General features: G+C 40.7%; 16 protein-coding genes. 10 read left to right on the top strand and 6 right to left on the bottom strand.

All coding sequences use genetic code 11. The features are described 5' to 3' along the window. From V7783_RS20350 to hisG, 3 genes are all read right to left on the bottom strand, one after another. On the bottom strand, positions 1 to 701 hold a 701-nt coding region (locus V7783_RS20350; protein ID WP_335680299.1), incomplete at its 3' end, for an aminotransferase class I/II-fold pyridoxal phosphate-dependent enzyme. Then, positions 701 to 2005 carry a histidinol dehydrogenase gene (gene hisD, locus V7783_RS20345; protein ID WP_335680298.1) on the bottom strand — a complete coding sequence of 435 codons (1305 nt, stop codon included), beginning with the start codon at positions 2003 to 2005 and terminating at the stop codon, positions 701 to 703. The genes hisD and V7783_RS20350, both read right to left, overlap by 1 nt. Before the next feature lie 4 nt (positions 2006 to 2009). Then, on the bottom strand, positions 2010 to 2909 hold the full coding sequence (gene hisG / locus V7783_RS20340; protein ID WP_335680297.1) for an ATP phosphoribosyltransferase: 900 nt from the start codon (positions 2907 to 2909) through the stop codon (positions 2010 to 2012). Positions 2910 to 3268: 359 nt separating this feature from the next. On the opposite strand from hisG, the gene V7783_RS20335 reads away from it, so the two are divergent. Further along, positions 3269 to 3502 carry a hypothetical protein gene (locus tag V7783_RS20335; RefSeq protein ID WP_335680296.1) on the top strand — a complete coding sequence of 78 codons (234 nt, stop codon included), beginning with the start codon at positions 3269 to 3271 and terminating at the stop codon, positions 3500 to 3502. 86 nt (positions 3503 to 3588) lie between these two features. Beyond that, entirely contained in the window at positions 3589 to 4554 is a 966-nt protein-coding gene (locus V7783_RS20330; protein WP_335680295.1) for a GGDEF domain-containing protein, read from the top strand. Positions 4555 to 4572: 18 nt separating this feature from the next. Here V7783_RS20330 and V7783_RS20325 read toward each other — a convergent pair whose 3' ends face one another. After that, complete coding sequence (locus V7783_RS20325) at positions 4573 to 5847, bottom strand: cation:proton antiporter (RefSeq protein ID WP_335680294.1); 1275 nt, start codon at positions 5845 to 5847, stop codon at positions 4573 to 4575. Positions 5848 to 6030: 183 nt separating this feature from the next. Then, positions 6031 to 6456: a MarR family winged helix-turn-helix transcriptional regulator gene (locus tag V7783_RS20320; protein ID WP_335680293.1), complete on the bottom strand. Its 426-nt coding sequence runs from the start codon at positions 6454 to 6456 to the stop codon at positions 6031 to 6033. A 374-nt stretch (positions 6457 to 6830) separates the two neighbouring features. On the opposite strand from V7783_RS20320, the gene V7783_RS20315 reads away from it, so the two are divergent. The 5 genes from V7783_RS20315 (at position 6831) to V7783_RS20295 (ending at position 14131) form a co-directional block, all read left to right on the top strand. Then, entirely contained in the window at positions 6831 to 9020 is a 2190-nt protein-coding gene (locus tag V7783_RS20315; RefSeq protein WP_335680292.1) for a M4 family metallopeptidase, read from the top strand. 91 nt (positions 9021 to 9111) lie between these two features. Further along, entirely contained in the window at positions 9112 to 10974 is a 1863-nt protein-coding gene (locus V7783_RS20310; RefSeq protein ID WP_335680291.1) for a M28 family metallopeptidase, read from the top strand. Between the two features lie 195 nt (positions 10975 to 11169). Then, on the top strand, positions 11170 to 12996 hold the full coding sequence (locus V7783_RS20305; RefSeq protein WP_335680300.1) for an ATP-dependent DNA helicase: 1827 nt from the start codon (positions 11170 to 11172) through the stop codon (positions 12994 to 12996). 13 nt (positions 12997 to 13009) lie between these two features. Then, positions 13010 to 13720 (top strand): tRNA (adenosine(37)-N6)-threonylcarbamoyltransferase complex dimerization subunit type 1 TsaB, encoded by a 711-nt coding sequence (tsaB, locus tag V7783_RS20300; RefSeq protein ID WP_335680290.1) that lies wholly within the window; start codon positions 13010 to 13012, stop codon positions 13718 to 13720. Between the two features lie 75 nt (positions 13721 to 13795). After that, on the top strand, positions 13796 to 14131 hold the full coding sequence (locus V7783_RS20295) for a hypothetical protein (protein WP_335680289.1): 336 nt from the start codon (positions 13796 to 13798) through the stop codon (positions 14129 to 14131). A 229-nt stretch (positions 14132 to 14360) separates the two neighbouring features. On the opposite strand, the gene V7783_RS20290 is transcribed toward V7783_RS20295, so the two are convergent. Continuing rightward, positions 14361 to 15650, bottom strand: coding sequence for an alkaline phosphatase (locus V7783_RS20290; RefSeq protein WP_335680288.1), 1290 nt, complete (start codon positions 15648 to 15650; stop codon positions 14361 to 14363). A gap of 100 nt (positions 15651 to 15750) precedes the next feature. On the opposite strand from V7783_RS20290, the gene V7783_RS20285 reads away from it, so the two are divergent. The 3 genes from V7783_RS20285 to rnd all read left to right on the top strand — a co-directional run bounded on the left by V7783_RS20285 (position 15751) and on the right by rnd (position 19557). Further along, on the top strand, positions 15751 to 16602 hold the full coding sequence (locus V7783_RS20285; protein ID WP_335680287.1) for an alpha/beta hydrolase: 852 nt from the start codon (positions 15751 to 15753) through the stop codon (positions 16600 to 16602). A gap of 121 nt (positions 16603 to 16723) precedes the next feature. Beyond that, on the top strand, positions 16724 to 18376 hold the full coding sequence (gene fadD, locus V7783_RS20280) for a long-chain-fatty-acid--CoA ligase FadD (protein WP_335680286.1): 1653 nt from the start codon (positions 16724 to 16726) through the stop codon (positions 18374 to 18376). Positions 18377 to 18426: 50 nt separating this feature from the next. Next, complete coding sequence (rnd, locus tag V7783_RS20275; RefSeq protein WP_335680285.1) at positions 18427 to 19557, top strand: ribonuclease D; 1131 nt, start codon at positions 18427 to 18429, stop codon at positions 19555 to 19557. Positions 19558 to 19634: the final 77 nt, after the last annotated feature.

Below are 19634 nucleotides of genomic sequence, written 5' to 3'. Positions count from 1 at the left end.
CGTATTGGCGCAAGTACCGACGCTTGTGCAAGGGTAAAGCCAGTACGCAGTCCGGCTAACGCAAATGCTTTTGAAAGTGTTCTAAGCACAACAACGTTGGCAAACTCATTAATAAGTGTGCGTGCACTTTGCTCTGGGCAAAATTCAATATAGGCCTCATCAACAATAACCAGCGCTTTATCTTTAAGGGCGGTGGCAATCGCTTTAATTTTATCAAGCGGTGTTAAGCTGCCAGTGGGGTTATTTGGGTTACAAATAAACACTAATTTACTATTACCCACAGCTGTGATTATTTCATCAACTGAGCCATCTAACAGCAGCGCTTGGCTTAAACCGTTAATCGCTACATTGTGAGTATCTGCCGTTACTTTATACATACCATAAGTTGGTAAGAATAACGCAACTGAATCTTGCCCTGGCTGGCAATAGGTGCGCACCAGAAGCTCAATTCCTTCATCTGCGCCACGGGTCATCAACACTTGTTCAGCCGTTAGCTCGGCATAATTTGCATATCGGTTAATCACGCTTACAGGTTGTGGATCAGGGTAGCGGTTTAAATCATCAATACTGATATTAACGCTTTTTACATACGGGCTTTCATTGGCGTTTAGCCATGTTGTGCCGGTAAGCTTTTCACTTTTAGCTGAGCTATACGCTGCTAATGCATCAATATTTGCAGGTAATAAAGGATTATTACTCATTATTCACACCCTCTATTCATGGCTTCTAAACGTACCTTTACAGCATTTGCGTGGGCATCAAGTCCCTCTGCATCCGCCAGTGGTAATATTGCTTTTGATAAGTTTTTTAACCCATTTTGAGTGATTGTTTGTACGGTATAAGTACGGAAAAAATCCAATAAATTTAAGCTTGAGTACGTTGCGCTATAACCGTATGTAGGTAATACGTGGTTAGTACCCGAGGCATAATCACCAGCAGACTCTGGCGTGTAGTCACCCACAAATACAGAGCCCGCATTTTTTACTTTGCCTAAATACGGGTTCGCGTCAGCTAATTGCAAAATTAAGTGCTCAGGGCCATATTGCGCTGAAACGTCAAATGCTTGCTCAATACTATCAACTAAAATCAGTGATGAATTAGCCAATGCTTTTGCTGCAATATCTTGTCGTGATAGTTTAGTAAGTTGACGTTCAATTGCTTGTTGGGTGCGGGCAATGGTTAACTCACTATTACTTAGTAAAATAACTTGAGAGTCAGCGCCGTGCTCAGCTTGAGACAATAAATCGGCGGCAATAAATTCAGGATTTGCACGCTCATCTGCTATCACCAATACCTCTGAAGGGCCTGCCGGCATATCTATCGCCATACCTGGGATTGTTTGCGCAACAAGTTGTTTAGCCATAGTCACAAAGCTGTTCCCAGGGCCAAAAATTTTATTCACCTTGGGCACAGAGTCTGTACCATAGGCCATTGCGGCGATTGCACCGGCGCCGCCACTTTCTACGATTGTTTTGATACCGCATAATTTAGCCGCATATAAAATTGCTGGATTGATTGGTAAATCGCCTTGCACTGGTGTTGCTAATACCACGGTTTTTGCACCGCTTAGTTGTGCAAGTACACCTTGCATAATAACCGACGAAGGTAATGGCGCACTGCCACCGGGTACATAAATACCCACAGCTTCAATTGCCTGATATTTTAGTTCACACAATACACCTGGTTGGGTGGTCAACTTAATATCTTTTGGTAATTGCGCTTGGTGAAAGCGTTTAACATTGGCATAAGCTGTATCAATTGCATACTTAAGCTCAGGGCTAAGCTGTTGCACTGCATCATTTATTTCGTCGATTGGCACTAATAAACGCGGTGTTTCGCGATTATCAAATTGCTTTGCCATGTCGAGCAAGGCGCTATCACCTTGCTCTTTTACATTTGCCATAATAGTTTGGCAAATTTCTTCAACTTCAGCACTTGCACTTACAGCTGGGCGCATTAGCGCCGCGGCCTGTGCATCTGCGGATACCTCATTCCAGCGCAGCATTGAGTTACTCCATCATTTTTTCAATTGGCATAACCAAGATAGAGTTTGCGCCTAGCGCTTTTAATTGCTCCATCGTTTCCCAGAATAAAGTTTCGCTGCTAACCATGTGCAGTGCAACGTATTCATCAGAGCCTGCTAGGGCTAATACCGTTGGTTGGCCAGAGCCTGGTAAAATATCGCAAATTTCATCCAGTTTATCTTTTGGCGCGTGAAGCATAATGTATTTGCTTTCTTTGGCTTGTCTAACACCGCGTAAGCGTGGCATAAGTTTGTTGATAAGCGCTAGTTTATCCGCATCTTGTAGGTCTTTGTTTTGGATAAGGCAGGCGTTTGATTCTAAGATAGTATCGCCTTGCATTAGGCCGTTCGCTTCAAGTGTGGCACCGGTAGAGACTAAATCACAAATCGCATCTGCAAGGCCTGCACGAGGAGCTACTTCAACAGAGCCAGTAAGCATAACAGTACTGGCGTTAATGCCTTCACGTTTTAAATATTGAGTTAATATTTCAGGGTAGGTGGTGGCAATACGTTTGCCTTCAAACCAACTTTTATCTTGCTTACCGAGTTCTTGTGGCCATGCAAGGGCTAAGCGGCAGTAACCAAAATCAAGTTTAGACAGTTTAGTTACTTCACTTGTTACGCCTTGACGCTGACGCTCGGCTTGTACTTCAACAAGTACGTTTTCGCCTACTATGCCTAAATCACACACACCATCCATCACTAGGCCTGGGATATCGTCATCGCGCACACGTAATACATCAATTGGCATATTAGTTGAGTGGGCGATTAAACGTTGCTCACGTAAATTAAGTTTAACACCTAATTGTTTAAGTAAGTCTTGGCAATCTTTAGAAAGGCGGCCACCTTTTTGGATGGCGATACGTAGACGGTTGCTGTTACTCATTATTCATTTTCCTTTAATTTAAAAACTAAAAACCCCGAGGGAACCTCAGGGCGAAAATGAATCTTTATATTTTGATTCGCCAGAGGTTCCTTTTAGGAATAACCTCTCAGCGAAAGACCTGACAGGTTATTCCGGTGAATGGTGGTGATGATGTACTGTTGTCAGGTTTAAGCGCATTATACTATTTCCTAAGTAACTTTCGTTTAGTCAATGTTGTGTGTAAACAAAAGTTTTTAATCTGTTTAAGTAAATTACACATATAGAAAAACATATTTTGATGAGTACTGGCAAGTTTTTTTTGCATAAATTAAAGAATAAGCTATAACCGCCGATACTAAGTGGATAGGTAGGAGGTACGTATGGATATGATGATCCCGTATTTAGGGCAGATCACACGTTTGCAACTTGAGTCTAAAGGTGCTTTTTACATCGCGGGCCTAAAAGACTCAAACACGTCGCGAATTGAACGTGAAAAGCGTAAAAAACGTGAGTTTCTTCAAAAAGAGTTACTGCAAGATAAAGCGCCTAATTCTGATAAACCGGCTATATCTGAAGATGAAAACGGCGAAAAACATCTTGATACATGGGCATAGAAAACTTAATACATTCATGGTGTTTATTTAATCTGCTATAGTAAATATACACAAAATGCTAATAAATATTTAGGTTGAGGTATGCGATGGATAAGCCGTTATTTCCTGACAACGAAGATGTGAGGCTTGCAGCATTAAGAGCGCTAAATATTTTAGACACGCAAAGTGAAGAGTCGCTTGATCGAGTCACACGTCTAGCTAAATATTTATTTGACGTACCCATTTCACTTATTAGCTTAGTTGATGAAGATAGGCAATGGTTTAAATCATGTATCGGGTTGGATGTTAAAGAGACTTCCCGGGATATTTCTTTTTGTGGTCACGCAATATTAGACGATAACCCATTGGTTATTTGTGATGCACTCAATGACCCTCGTTTTGCAGACAATCCATTGGTGTTAAATGCACCAAACATTCGTTTTTATGCAGGTTATCCAATTAAATTATCAAATGGACTGTGTATTGGTACGCTGTGCATTATTGATATAAAACCACGTGAATTCTCCAGTGAAGATACTCAGGCGTTAAAAGATCTCGCTTTGATAACACAGCGTGAGATTTCAATTACGCAGTTAGCCACCCGCGACGAGTTAACAAATATCCCCAATAGACGGGGATTTATTTTAATGGCAGAGCGCTATTTAGATTTGTGTATTCGACAACAGTTAAGAGCGATTGTGATTTTTATTGATCTTGATTCATTTAAGCCAATCAACGATAAGTATGGTCATGCTGAAGGTGATAGAGTGCTGAATTTATTTGCAAGCGTAATAAGTTCGTCGTGTCGTAAATCAGATCTATTTGGTCGCTTTGGCGGTGATGAGTTTGTCCTACTGTTGACTCAAGTCACCCTAAATGAATGTCAGCTCCTTATCTCGCGTATAGAGGAAAGTGCATGTAAATTAAATGAATCATTACCAATGATAGCAACGTTTAGTTTTTCGTTTGGAGTCGCTGAATTTGATCCTCAGCAGCCGCTAGAACTTGAAGAGTTGTTGCAAATCGCAGATGCAGATATGTACAAAAATAAAGCGGCTAAAAAGGCAAGTTAGCCTTTTTAGCCTGAAAAATTACTTAGCGGAGTTAATACTGCTATGGATAAGTGGCGAAATAGTAAGCCCTTGCACAATAATCGAGAAAATCACCACTACATAAGTAACAATAACTATCAGATTGTGTAAGTCTGAACCACCCACAAATACTTCATCGCGAGGAATAGCTGCCGCCATCGCCAACGCAAGACCACCACGCAGACCACCCCAAGTTAAGATTTTAACTGTGTGTCTGTCGTATTTTCTAAATTTCTTAAACAATACAAATGGTGCACCCACACTAATAAAACGAGCAAATAACACTAAAGGCACCATTAGTAGACCTAAGCCGATTTCAGCGAGGCTGATAGGCATAGTGACAATCAGCATACCAATGATCAAAAATAACAGCGCATTTAAAAAGCTATCTGTGGCATGCCAAAAGTCTTTTACATAGCGTGTATCTTCAGGGCCTGTTCGCTCAGTTGCTTTGCTACGGGTAATATTACCAAGCAAAATACCACTGGTTACCATTGCCAGTGCGCCTGAAATCTCCCAAATATTGGCAGCAGCAAACCCCGCTGTTGGAATGGTTAAGGTCAGTAATAAACGAATATTCACATCACGACTATTAATTATTAAATAGTGGCCAACTAACGCGATTACTAAACCAAATGCAATACCGCCGATAGCATCAACTAAGAATAGCTCACCAATATCTGCCACTGTTGCTTCTGTGCCGTAAAATGCCACTGCAAAAATAGTGGTGAAGATCACTAAGCCAATACCGTCATTAAACAGCGACTCACCTTCAACCTGAACTGAAATTCCCTCCGGTGCACGCATTTGTTTAATTATGGCAAGCACCGCGATAGGATCGGTTGGGCTTATCAGAGCACCAAATAATAAACAATAAATAAAAGGTACTGGCCAGCCCATTAGCGCAAATAAGTAAAAACTTAAATAGCCGATAATAAATGTAGACACCAAGGTTGAAAACAATACTAAAGCCGTTATTTCCCAGCGCTGCTTTTTAAGTGCAACAAGGTTGATTTCAAGTGCCCCTGCAAACAGTAAAAACCCGAGCATACCTTTGAGTAACAGTTGATTAAAATCAATGCTCGAGACAATTTTAGTGATCTCTAAAGCGGTCGAATCCCCTTGTAATTTAACCGCTAAAATTAATAACAATGAGATCACCACAGAGCCAGTTGTTATGGCAATAGTAGTTTGCATCTTAAGTATGTATTGATTAGCAAAAGCAATAAAAATAGCTAATGCAGATAAAAAACAAATGAGGTACCAAGCATTCATTGATTGACCTTAATAATGGATTGAAAATAGTGTGCTTTCATATCTGTATGTTACGCCTGAGACTGTAAAAAGTCATCGTAGAGCAGCATACTTAATGTGGTAAGTGTTAGAACTATTATAGTAATACGTTTTAATACCTGCTTCGTAATAATGGGAAAATGTGGTGACATAAAAATTCCTAAATTACTTTTCAGCCAATAGGGTGTTTCGAATAGTTTGAAGTGAAGCAATAAATTGTGCTGACTGCTCGTTAGTTAATCCGCTCATGGCTGCCGCAATAACGTGTTTTCCTACGGCGTCAATTGCAGTGATATGTTCATCTGCATGGTTTGTTAAATAAATTAAGTAGGCGCGTCTATCGCTGGGATCAGCTCTGCGCTCAACAAGGTTGAGCTTTTCAAGTTGGTCAATAAGTCTAGCTAAAGTGATTGGTTGTACTTCTAACTTGTCGGCTAATTCGACTTGTTTGACCCCTTGCTGGCGAGCAACATACTTCAGTGCTTTTGCTTGGGCGAGTGTCAGCGGTGATTCTGTAAGCTGCTGCGTGAAATTACGACGCATTAGTCGTGTTACATCGGCGAGTAAAAAGCTGCAATTATCTTGGGTCATGGTTAATTGGTAATTTAGTAACGTATGCTTATTATATGCTTTGTATTGATTATTTCAAGTTTTGTGCTGCTTATGAAAACAGCTATGGAATAACTTTTTAAGTGTGATTTTAAATACCCAATTTCTGATTTCTTGTTAACTTTTTGTAACTATATATTTACACGTTTACGTCTATATTTAATATTTTGCTAACATTTAGTGTTTATTCTATTGATTTATATGAATTTAAATAAATTTCAACTTTCGATATTGTTAATTTTATGTTTAATTTTCCTTTTTTGGAAAAGCCGTATAGGCTGAACTTGAATCGGGAACAGGCAGTGCCGGTTTAATACAAAAATATTAAATACATAACAATCTAACGGAGAGTAAACGTGAATTTATCTAAAATCACATTAGCAACTATTGGTGTTCTGGCTTTAACACAAGCATCAACGGCAATGGCTGCAAACAAACAATACCTAAATGAACAAGTTGGCTTAAATAAAGCATTACAAACGAGTGCCTCGACTGTTCTTTTAGCAAGTCCAAAGCAATTAATAGGCTTAGAAGATGGCAGTGACTTGGTCGTTTTGAAAGAAATAAAAAGTAATAATGGAGATACCACCCGTCGCTATCAACAACTATATAAAGGGTTGCCAGTCATAGGTGATACAGTGAGTTTAACGTTTAACAGTAATGGTCAATTAAAACGTGCTCACGGCGCTGCTGTTTATGATATTAGCAGCGATATAGATAATGTTAAGCCCAAACTAGCTAAAAAAATGGCAATCGCACGGGGTCAGCAAAACTCACCCGCTGCGCTCAAAGCTGTCGGTCTTAAAAAACACAACGAACAATCTCGTTTGGCAATCTGGATTGATGAAGACAATATTGCCCATTTAGTCTATGAAGTAAGTTATGTGACCTATGGCGTGCAGCCATCTCGTCCATATCAAATCATCGATGCTCATTCAGGTGAGTTGTTATATAGCTTTGATAACCTGCAACATGCTAGTGCAACAGGCCCCGGCGGTAATTTAAAAACAGGCAAATACATTTATGGTACTGACTTTGGTAGTTTAGATGTCACGCAATCTGGCAATAACTGTACGATGAATAGCACTAATGTTAAAACCATTAATTTAAATGGCGGCACCAGTGGCTCTACAGCGTATTCATTTACATGCCCAGAAAACACCTTTAAGGAAATTAATGGGGCTTATTCTCCACTTAACGATGCCCACTATTTTGGTAACGTGATTTATAACATGTACAACGATTGGCTCGGCACGGCGCCACTGTCGTTTCAATTAAAAATGCGCGTTCATTATGGGAATAACTATGAAAATGCCTTTTGGGATGGCAGTGCAATGACATTCGGTGACGGCCAAAATACATTTTATCCGTTGGTTAGTTTGGATGTGTCTGCCCATGAAGTAAGTCATGGCTTTACAGAGCAAAATTCAGGCCTGATATACAGTGGTAAATCAGGTGGCTTAAACGAAGCCTTTTCTGATATGGCTGGTGAAGCTGCTGAGTATTACATGAAAGGCAGCAATGATTGGCTAGTCGGGCAAGAAATCTTCAAAGGCAATGGTGCATTACGTTATATGAATAATCCGACCCAAGATGGCAGCTCGATAGATAATCAAGCAAATTATTATTCGGGTATGGATGTTCACTACAGCTCAGGCGTGTTTAATAAAGCGTTTTATAACTTAGCAACCACAGCAGGTTGGGATACGAAGAAAGCATTTGTGGTTATGGCTCGGGCTAATCAACTGTATTGGACTGCCAGTACTAATTGGGATCTGGCAGGGAATGGCGCAATGGACGCAGCGTGTGATTTAAACTATGACCCAGTGGATGTACAAAGCGCGCTTGCTGCGGTTGGCGTTACTTCGAGTCTAAGTTCAGGCAGTAGTTGTGGTGGTACAAACCCACCACCAGCTGATGAGGAGCTTAGCAATGGTGTACCGCGTACTGGTATTAGTGGTACTGAAAAACAACAATTGTTTTTTACTTTAGAAGTACCAGCCAATGCGACTAACCTACAATTTAATACAGCAGGTGGCACTGGTGATGCGGATCTCTATGTTAAGTTTGGCTCTAAACCAACACTCACTACTTTTGATTGTAATAGTACAACCTCAACTAGCACTGAAAGCTGTGCTATCGGTAATGTTCAAGCGGGTACTTATTATGTAATGGTTGAAGCATGGAATCAAATATCAGGCGTATCACTGACGGGGAGTTTTGACGGCGGAAATGGTGGACCGACTCCCATTAACCGTACGGAATCTAATCTTAATGTAAGCCAAAATGGTTGGACTCGATTCAGCCAAGATCTTGGCGCAGGATATTCGTTACTAGATGTATCGATTGCTGGTGGCTCAGGTGATGCAGACTTGTATGTTAACTTTGGTTCACCATCTTCAACGTCATCTTATCAGTGTCGCCCATATAAAAATGGCAACAATGAAAGCTGCAGCATTGCTAATCCACAAGCTGGTACTTGGTATGTAGATTTAAGAGGCTACAGTGCTGCCAGCGGCGTAACCTTGACTATCTCAGCTAACTAACCAATCCCTCACCAAAGGGAGCATCCGCTCCCTTATTTATCTGTTTTTTTGCGCATAAATTTAATGAACACAGATTAACAAGGAAACCTTTATGAATATTTTTGCACCCAGTGCATTGCTTGGCGTAATGTCACTATTGGTCAGTCCGCAGAGCATAGCTCAAGATTTAGACAATATTTGGGTCACGATAGATCCTATCGCCGCTAAGCATTACAAGTTGAATCAAACAGCTCATCATCACAATGCCGAGCGCCTTACTGTACAAGAATCTAGTTTAGAAACCGTGAACTTTTTGCGTATTAATCAGGCTGAAGTCGCCAGTTTAAGTGAGTTTATGCATGATAACTATCATCGCTGTGGCGGTTTTGTGGCACATGATTCATTAGCTGAAGCGCAGCTCTATACTGAACAACTCGCACAAGTACAAGCGCTCTCTACAAATAGCCTTGCAACTACTTACAGCATTGATAATGGGCAAACTGTGCAGCAACTCATTAATACGATTAGCCCCAATGATTTAACGAATACCGTGAACTCAATGAGCAATTTCCATAATCGCTATTACTCAGTGCAAACAGGTGTTGATGCCTCGCAGTGGTTAAAAAACTACTGGCAACAGTTAGCCAGTAATCGTACAGATATTAGTGTTGACTATTTTAGCCATAGTTGGGCGCAGTCATCCGTTATTGTGACCATTGCAGGTAATGAAAAAGCGGACGAAATTGTCGTTATTGGTGGCCATTTAGACTCTATCAACCAATCGGATCCGAGTACTGGCCGAGCACCAGGTGCAGATGATAATGCCTCTGGTATTGCCGTGTTATCTGAGGTACTGCGCGCAATAGTGGTTAATGATTATAAACCACAACGAACGATTAAAATAATGGGATTTGCTGCGGAAGAGGTGGGGTTGCGTGGCTCTAAAGCTATTGCTGCTGAATATAAATCGCAAGGTAAGAATGTACTGGGTATGGTGCAATTTGATATGACCGGAAACCATGGCAGTAGCGATGATATTGTGATGATGACAGATTACACCAATGCTGCTCAAAATCAGTTTTTAGGGCAATTGATTGATACTTACTTACCGACGATTACATACGGGTTTGATCAATGTGGCTATGGCTGCTCAGATCATGCCTCTTGGTATCAGCAAGGTTTTGCGGCTTCTATGCCTTTTGAGTCGCGCATGGCTGATATTAACCCGCTGATCCATACAGCAAACGACAGTAGTTTTGATGCTGATCATGCCAGTAAGTTTGCAAAATTAGCTGTTAGTTACCTCGCAGAAATGGCGAAAAATGCTGGAGATATTGACCCTCCAGCAAACAATGAATTAGAAAATGGGGTGACAGTTTCAGGCATTAATGCACAAGCTAAACAGCAAGTTTTTTATACTCTATCGGTTCCAGCGCAAAGCAGTAATTTAAGTTTTACCACAACGGGCGGCAGTGGCGATGCCGATCTTTATGTTAAATATGCAACACCGCCGACTTTGCAAGACTTTGATTGTAAAAGTACAACCGCCACAAGTAATGAAACATGCGCTATTAATAATCTACAAGCAGGCATTTACCACGTTATGGTTGAAGCTTGGAGTCAGATCACTGGCGTCTCATTAACCGGTAGTTACACAACAACATCGCAGACGCCACCGATTAATAGAGTTGAGAGTAATATCAGCGTACCAACGGGTAATTGGACTCGTTTTACTCAGCAGTTACCCAGTGGTTACAGCGCGCTTGATGTATCAATAGCCGGTGGTAATGGCGATGCTGATCTGTATTTGAATTTTGCAGCGCCCTCGACCACATCCACCTATCAATGCCGGCCTTATAAAAACGGCAACAATGAAAGCTGTGCAATTGCCAATCCCCAAGCAGGAACTTGGTATATTGATGTATATGGCTACAGTACAGCCAGTGGGATCACCCTAAGCATTAATGCGCAGTAATGCTAACTCTAAATAGCAAAGGAAAGCTCCTTTGCTATTTGCTTTGCGTATTCACTTGCTCTAGCTACTGTGCTTGCGTAAAATCTTGCCATTATTTTTAGTTAAGCGATCGTTATTATCAAACAGCTTTTTAGTGCAGATGGGCCATTGGCGCTGTCATTGGACGGTTATACTCCGCGTCAGCCGCAAATTGACATGGCGGTGGCAGTCAGTGAGGCATTGAAAAACCGCACGCAGCTTGTGGTCGAGGCGGGCACCGGGACAGGTAAAACCTACGCTTATCTTGCTCCAGCATTAAAATCTAAAGGTAAAACTATTATTTCTACGGGTACAAAAGCGCTGCAAGAGCAGTTATACCATAGAGATTTACCGCAATTAGTAAAAGCACTCAGTGCCAGTAAAAAAGCCGCCTTATTAAAAGGACGCAGTAATTACTTGTGCACCTACCGACTAAATCAGCACGTTGCTCATGTACCAACCGATGATTCAGATGTGATGCATCAGCTCGCTATGGTGGCTAAATTTGCCAGTGAAACCCGCACCGGAGATCTTGCTGATTGTATTGGTATTGAAGAAGACGCTAAGGTTTTACCCTATGTAAGCTCAACTGCCGATAACTGTTTAGGTAAAGAATGCCCCGATTTTCAAGAGTGCTATATTCGTAAAGCGCGATTAAAAGCCATGGATGCCGATGTAGTGGTAGTTAATCACCATTTGTTTTTTGCCGATATGGCAGTGAAAGACACCGGCTTTGCAGAGCTAATTCCAACTGCTGACGCGTATATATTTGACGAAGCACATCAGTTGAGTGAGATAGCCAGTGATTATTTTGGTGAAAGTGTTAGTACTAAAAAGCTGGTGGATTTAATTAATGATCTGCGAGCGATTTACCGTGCTGACATACCCGACATGCTGCAATTGGGTAAAACGCTCAATAAGTTAGAAACCAGTGTTGCTGATCTTCGATTGCAGTTTGGCCTTGATGGCAGTCGTGGTGATTGGCGACAAATGCTTGCTAATAAAGAAATCTGTGCTGCATTACACCGGGTTATTAGTGATCTCGATTTTTTATATCAAGTGCTCAAACATTGTTTAGAGCGAAGTGATAAGATTGAGCACCCATTTGAGCGTACTCTTGCCTTTAAAGGTCAATTAGAACGTGTGTTCGACATTAGCCAAACTGGCTATAGTTATTGGTATGAAACAACTCGTCGTTATTTAACCGTGCATGTCACCCCGTTAAATGTGTCTGTTAAATTTGCACAAATGATGAAAGACACTGGCGCTGGATTCGTTTTTACCTCTGCGACTTTGTCGGTCGATAATGCGCTGGATCATTTTAACGCAAGCCTTGGCCTTAAGCCTGCCAAAAGCATGATGGTTGATAGCCCGTTTGATTACTATGAGCAAGCACTATTATGTTTACCGCGCTACTTACCAGAGACACACGCGGCAAATATGCCCCACGCAATCGTTAAACTTACCTTAGATTTAATAAAAGCGGCAAAAGGGCGCTGTTTTGTATTATTCACTAGCTACCGAATGATGCACTTAGTGGCTGAGGGCTTAAGTACACAAATTGATTATCCCATTTATATGCAAGGGCAAATGTCTAAGCGTATCATACTCGAAAAGTTCACCCGTCACGGTAATGCCGTGTTACTCGGTACGGCTTCATTTTGGGAAGGGGTTGATGTTAGAGGCAGTACACTCAGCTGTGTTATTATTGACAAATTGCCTTTTGCGGCGCCGGATGATCCCTTATTGCAAGCTAAAATGCAGGATGCACAATTACAAGGCCATGACCCATTTGCTTATATTCAATTACCGCAAGCCGTGATTGCGTTAAAGCAAGGCGTTGGCCGCTTAATCCGTGATAATAAAGACAAAGGCGTATTGGTAATTTGCGATAACCGCTTAGTAACACGCCAATATGGCCAAGTATTCTTAAAAAGCTTACCGCCGATGCGCCGTACCCGAAGCTTGGCTGCGGCCAGCGAATTTTTAGAACATATTAATTAGAGAAATAATTTCCATGAATAAGCAACTAACTGCGAGCAAAATCAACATACTGGCGTTTGATGCCTCTACAGAAGCATTGTCATTAGTGCTTAGTTATAATGGCCAACTTTTTCACCACTTTGAAGAGTGCCCGCAGCAACATAGCCAAAAGATTTTACCACTAGTAGATTCATTGCTAGCGCAAGCTAATTGTAAATTAACGGATTTAGATGTGATTGGTTTTGGCCAAGGTCCGGGTAGTTTTACCGGCGTACGTATTAGTGTTGCGATTGCACAGGGCCTCGCTTATGCCTGTAAATTGCCGCTGGTTGGGGTATCAACGCTACAAATGATGGCACAACAAGCGTATCAACAAACAGGCGAGATGAGTGTTTTTAGTGCCATTGATGCGCGTATGGGCGAGATTTACTTTGCTCATTATACGCTTAATGATATTGGTATTATGACCTTACAAGATGATGAACGCGTTTTAAAACCAACATTGTTAACGCTTGAAGATAAACAAGGCGTTGCGGTTGGCACTGGTTGGCAAACTTACCCTGAAATATTACAAGACAATGCAAATATCGCAGTAAATAACGAAATTACTCTACCCGATGCGGGCTTTATGTTAGCCACAGTTAGCCATGAATTCACCCACAAACGCACTGTGTCTGCGGCGCAAGCTCAGCCAAAATATGTACGTGATACAGTGACCTGGAAAAAACTGCCGGGACGTGAATAACGCTATTGGCAAAGCAACTTGCAAGGTTATTAAATATGGCACATAATTTAATAACCTAATTAACGAGACGCAACTGTGACTATACCTGTAGGTTCTGGTTTTTACACGGGAGATATCCCCGGTAAAATCACTTCAAAACAGCCCATAGCTAATAAACCGCAAGGCTTATTAGAGCAGCCTGTTGCCGAGAATAAAAAGTCTGCTGAGTTTGTAAAATCCAGCCAAGCAGGTATTGAGCTGGCAACTAAATTGCAGCTTCACAGTGCTAAAGTAGCACCGAGTTACCAACAAACGATTTATGATCAGCCGACTGCAAAAGTCAGCCGTGCTATTTCTACGTATACCGAATTTGCAAACCTAGAGCGCCGAGCTGAAGTGCAAAACTTGATTGGGGTTGATATCTACGCTTAATAGAAAGCCCAGTTAACTAAATCTACTTTATATTCGTTAATCACTCTATACAGTTAATTCAAATAGTTTAATCATGCCTGCCAAACCCCATAACTAATAAAAATATTAAGATCGATAAGTTATCTGAGCTAATTAAAAAGCCCTGCAACAACGGTTACAGGGCTTTTTGTTTATTATTGAATACGCTGTTTAAAGCGGTTTTCTTTTTTAAAAAATTTAAAAACGAATGCTACTTTTGTTCAATAAAATCAATTAGTTTATTTGCTATATCAGTATTATTTTGTGAACCGATAAATTGCTCAGCACCTTTACCATGAGCGAAAACCTGTACGTCTATTGCGGTATGGCCACCGGTTGTCCAACCGGTAAAGCTGGCGTTGCTGATAATATCTTTAATAGCAAGATTAAGCGCTTTATCACCTAACTTTTTCGCCTGTTCAAGCTTAGCTTGATTTACCGGTGTGTAGTCAATATTTGTATTCGCGGTCCAAATCGTTTTTAAATCATCCGAGGCTAACATTTTTTCGGTTAATTTAACGGCAGTAGCTTTAACGCCTTTAACAACCTCAGTTTCCCATTTATATTGACCATGAGCACCTAATGTTAGTCCGCCAGTAGAGTGATCAGCTGTGATCACTAGTAAGGTATCTGGGTTGTTATCAACGTAGGCTTTTGCTTGCTCAATTGATTTGGCAAAGTCATCCATTTCCGCCATTGCACAAGCAATATCATTAGCATGTCCACACCAATCAATTTGGCTGCCTTCAATCATCACAAAAAAGCCGTCTTTTTTGTTTTTATCAAGCAACTCAAGTGCTTTATTGGTCATTTGCGTTAATCGAGTTGGATTGTTATCTAACGCAAAATCAAGGCCAACTGGGGCAAATAAACCCAAAGCAGGAATTTGCTTGATGTCTTTCAAAGTAGCAAAGTCATCACTGTATTGATAGCCAGCCTGTTTAAACTCTTCGACCAAATTACGGTCTTCGCGGATATAATATTTAGTGCCGCCACCAAGCATTAGATCGACAGGTAATTTACCCGCTATTTTATTATCAATGTAATCATTCGCAATTTCATCGTAGTTACGACGTGATTCATTGTGCGATGCAAAACTTGCCGGAGTAGCATGATTGATTTGTGAGGTTGCAACTAATGCGGTTATCATGCCTTTTTGTTTGGCCATTTCCAGCATGGTTTTGAGTGGCTTTTTGTCTGTATCAACAGCAATCGCACCATTATAACTTTTATGGCCCGAGCTTAGCGCAGTTGCTCCCGCGGCACTGTCTGTTACATAGGTATGATCGTCAGGGTAAGTGTGTGCCATACCGGTAAGCATGCTGTCAAACACTGTGCTTTCAATTTCTTTGGTTGACGGGTCATCTTTAAAATAACGATATGCTGTTGTATAAGCGGGCCCCATACCATCACCAATCATATAAATGATATTTTTTGGTGCTTGCTCTGCGTATGCACTTGCAGAACATAATAATGCCAAGAGGCTGATGTGTTTTTTCATTTTTGTACCCTGTTTATTATGTGGTGTTATTGTATACCCCCTGTATGATAATTAAATGTCTTTTACGTTAAACAACCTAAAAATAAAGAGGAATTACCAAGTGCATCCATTTTCAGTACAAAGTGGCGAATTAACACTTCATGGCCTAACCTTTGGCCAAGGCAACGAAGTTGTGATTGGATTGCACGGCTGGTTAGATAATTGCCATAGCTTTTTACCCATGTTAGAAAACAGTATGTTATCTGCGACCTGGTATTGCATTGATTTCCCAGGACACGGCAAATCGGATTGGCGAGGGGCTGATGCTCATTATTATTTTATTGATTATATCGATGATATTTATAATTTAATTGATCAACTTGGGGTTGATAAAGTACATTTAGTTGGCCATTCGATGGGAGCAATGGCAGCAGGTCTATTTGCCAGTTGTTTCGGTGAAAAGGTAAAATCAGTAACTATGATTGAAGGCCTCGGTGTGATCACAACCCCTAGTGAACAGGCAGTTGAGCAACTACGTAATGCGATTTTAAACCGGCGTCGTGTAAAACAAAAAAGAGCGCGGGACTACGATTCAAAGCAAACCATATACCAAGCGCGCGCGCAAGTTAGCGATTTACCATTTGATTTAGTGACAGTATTGATGGAGCGAAATATAATCAAAAGTGAACAAGGCTGGTTGCTAAGTACTGATCCAAAGCTTAAAAATCATTCAGGTTTTAGATTTGATGAACAACAATGTATAGCGGTAATAAGCGAAATAAATGTACCTTGCCAATTAATATTAGGGCGTCAAGGCTATGCATTCGTCAATGAGAATTTAGATAAATACAGTATTTATTACAAAGAGTTAATAGTTAATAAGGTTGAGGGAGGGCATCATTGTCATATGCAGAGCCCGACAGAATGTTTACAACAAGTTCAAGCATTTATGCTGCAAAGTGGTGCATGTTAATTGTATATTTGCACAAAATGTGGGAATATTTGCAAAATTAGAGTGTTTGCTCAATTGTGGAATTGCCTTACTTAGTTTAAGGTTTAATAAAAATAAATTATAAATAGAACAGGAGCTAAGAGTGGAAAAAATTTGGCTGAAGCGCTACCCAGAGGGTATGCCTGAAACAATCGATCCTGAGCACTACAACTCGTTGTTAGAAGTGTTTGAAAAAAGCTTCACTGATTACAAAGATTTGCCTGCGTTTACCAATATGGGTAAAACATTGAGTTATGCTGAAATGGACAGCGCGACCAAACGAGTCGCTGCTTACATTCAAAATGATCTTGGTTTGAAAAAAGGCGATAAAGTCGCTGTGATGATGCCAAATTTATTGCAAACTCCGGTTTCAATATTGGGCATTTTACGTGCCGGCTGTGTGGTGGTTAATGTTAATCCACTTTATACAGTACGCGAGCTTGAACATCAGTTAAATGATTCACAAACGTCGGCAATTTTCATCCTTGCTAACTTTGCGGACACGCTCGAAAAGGCACTGCCGAATACAAACATAAAGCACATTGTTGTCACCCAAGTCGGTGATATGGTGGGTGGTCTTAAAAAGCATGTAGTTAACTTTGTTGTTAAGCACATAAAAAAAATGGTGCCAAGTTACACACTGCCTAAGCCAATTAAGTTTGAAGCATTACTTGGAGCCAATGAAGCTGATTACAGTAAACCGGATGTTTGTTTATCGGATATTGCATTTTTGCAATATACGGGGGGCACAACCGGTGTTTCTAAAGGCGCAATGTTAACCCATGGCAACATGGTGGGTAATTTAGAGCAAGTATCAGGTTGTTTAGATAAAGTATTAGTCAGCGGCAAAGAAATCGTTGTCACTGCGTTACCGCTTTATCATATCTTTGCGCTAACGGCTAACTGCTTAACATTTATGAAGTATGGTGGATTAAATTTATTGATCACTAATCCACGTGATATGAAAGGCTTTGTGAAAGAACTAAGCCAACATAAATTTACGGCTATTACCGGTGTAAACACATTATTTAATGGTTTACTGAATACCCCAGGCTTTGCAGAGCTTGATTTTTCAAGTTTGAAAATGTCATTGGGTGGCGGTATGGCTGTGCAGCGTCCTGTTGCAGAAAAATGGCAAAAAATCACCAGCAGCAAATTAATGGAAGGCTACGGGTTAACTGAGTGTTCGCCATTGGTTACTGTCAGTCCTTATGATTTAGATTCATACAATGGTTCTATTGGTTTACCTGCGCCAAATACTGAAATCAAACTAATGTTAGATAACGGTGAAGAAGCAGCTAAAGGTGAGCCAGGTGAATTATGGGTCAAAGGCCCGCAAGTCATGGTTGGTTATTATAACCGCCCAGATGCGACCGCTGAATGCCTGCAAGATGGTTGGTTTGCAACCGGTGATATTGCCACTTATGACGACGAAGGATTCTTTTACATTGTTGACCGTAAGAAGGATATGATTATTGTATCTGGCTTTAACGTGTTCCCAAATGAAATTGAAGAAGTGATCGCAATGCATGAGGGCGTGCTTGAAGCTGCCGCAATTGGTATCCCGCATGAAGTCAGTGGTGAACAAGTTAAAGTTTTTATTGTTAAAAAAGACCCATCTTTAACTGAAAAAGATATAATAAACCACTGTCGTGATAATTTAACTAATTACAAGGTCCCCAAACTGGTTGAGTTTAGGGATGAGTTGCCAAAAACAAACGTTGGCAAAATACTCAGACGAGCCTTGAAAGATTAGCAAGCTAAAAAGCCGACATTATTTGTCGGCTTTTTACTGTAGGAGATTAAGTGCAATATCAATTGATTGAAAACCAAAACCAATTAAACGAATTTGTTGAGCAAATTCGTAATAAACCTATCTTAGCAATTGATACCGAATTTATGCGCCGTCGCACTTTGTACCCTGAAGTGGCGCTCATACAAGTGTTCGATGGTGAGCATTTAGCGTTAATTGACCCCCTTGCTGAATTGTCGCTATTTGATTTTTGGGAAATTCTACGAGATCCCACTGTTCTTAAAGTTTTACATTCGCCTTCTGAAGATATTGAAGTATTTCAAAAATATGCCGGTTTTGTACCGATGCCCTTATTTGATACGCAATTTGCACTGCAACTGTTAGGTAGTGGTAATTGTATGGGCTTTGCGCATATGGTTAAAAATTTACTGGATATTGAAATAGATAAGAGTGAGTCGAGAACTAACTGGTTACAGCGTCCACTGACAAATAAACAGCTTGATTACGCCGCCGCGGATGTATTTCATTTATTACCGTGTTTTGAGATCATTATTAAGCAAATAAATGAAGCAGATTTCTTTGATATTGTGATCAATGAAAGTGAGCTAGTTGCTCAAAAACGCGCGTATCAAATCCCCGATGAACACCTTTATCAAGATATAAAAAACTCTTGGCAATTAAAACCTGCTGATCTCACTGTGCTTAGAGAGCTTGCTGCATGGCGTCGTAATAAAGCCATTCGTAAAAATTTAGCGCTAAACTTTGTATTAAAAGAGCATAACTTGGTTGAAATTGCGAAACGTAAACCAACCAGTCTAAATGCACTGCGTAGCATTCCAGAAGTGGAAAGCATCGAAGTTAATCGCTCTGGTGTGGAGATTTTAAAATGCATAGAAAAAGCCAAGGTAGTGCCGGTGTCAGATTTTCCTGAACCATTAAAACGTCTAATTGATTTTCCTGCTTACAAAAAAGTAGCTAAAGATATTAAACAAAAGATTACCAAAGCCGCGAAAGAGCAGGGCATACCTGAGGATGTACTCGCGTCTAAAAAGCAAATTAACCAGCTAATAAGTTGGAATTGGAAGTTAACGCCAGCGCAACGAGCGCAAACCCCTAAACCTGATCTGCTTAACTCATGGCGCTACGTTTATGTCAAAGACGCACTTAGTGAGTGGGATGTGTAAACACGGCTAGCGCATTTTAATCCCAGATTCTAACAGGGTTGAGCGATAATCATCGTCTAGCCCTGCCATTTTCTTTT

The sequence above is a fragment of the Pseudoalteromonas sp. genome (assembly GCF_036960685.1).
In the GTDB taxonomy this organism is placed as follows: Bacteria; Pseudomonadota; Gammaproteobacteria; order Enterobacterales; family Alteromonadaceae; genus Pseudoalteromonas.
This window is presented reverse-complemented; position numbering and strand designations above follow the sequence as displayed.

Coding starts and splice junctions, on each gene's coding strand:
- V7783_RS20310 (WP_335680291.1), top strand. CDS start 9,112: ATGAATATTTTTGCACCCAGTGCATTGCTTGGCGTAATGTCACTATTG.
- hisD (WP_335680298.1), bottom strand. CDS start 2,005: ATGCTGCGCTGGAATGAGGTATCCGCAGATGCACAGGCCGCGGCGCTA.
- hisG (WP_335680297.1), bottom strand. CDS start 2,909: ATGAGTAACAGCAACCGTCTACGTATCGCCATCCAAAAAGGTGGCCGC.
- V7783_RS20290 (WP_335680288.1), bottom strand. CDS start 15,650: ATGAAAAAACACATCAGCCTCTTGGCATTATTATGTTCTGCAAGTGCA.
- V7783_RS20335 (WP_335680296.1), top strand. CDS start 3,269: ATGGATATGATGATCCCGTATTTAGGGCAGATCACACGTTTGCAACTT.
- V7783_RS20320 (WP_335680293.1), bottom strand. CDS start 6,456: ATGACCCAAGATAATTGCAGCTTTTTACTCGCCGATGTAACACGACTA.
- V7783_RS20330 (WP_335680295.1), top strand. CDS start 3,589: ATGGATAAGCCGTTATTTCCTGACAACGAAGATGTGAGGCTTGCAGCA.
- V7783_RS20305 (WP_335680300.1), top strand. CDS start 11,170: ATGGCGGTGGCAGTCAGTGAGGCATTGAAAAACCGCACGCAGCTTGTG.
- tsaB (WP_335680290.1), top strand. CDS start 13,010: ATGAATAAGCAACTAACTGCGAGCAAAATCAACATACTGGCGTTTGAT.
- V7783_RS20325 (WP_335680294.1), bottom strand. CDS start 5,847: ATGAATGCTTGGTACCTCATTTGTTTTTTATCTGCATTAGCTATTTTT.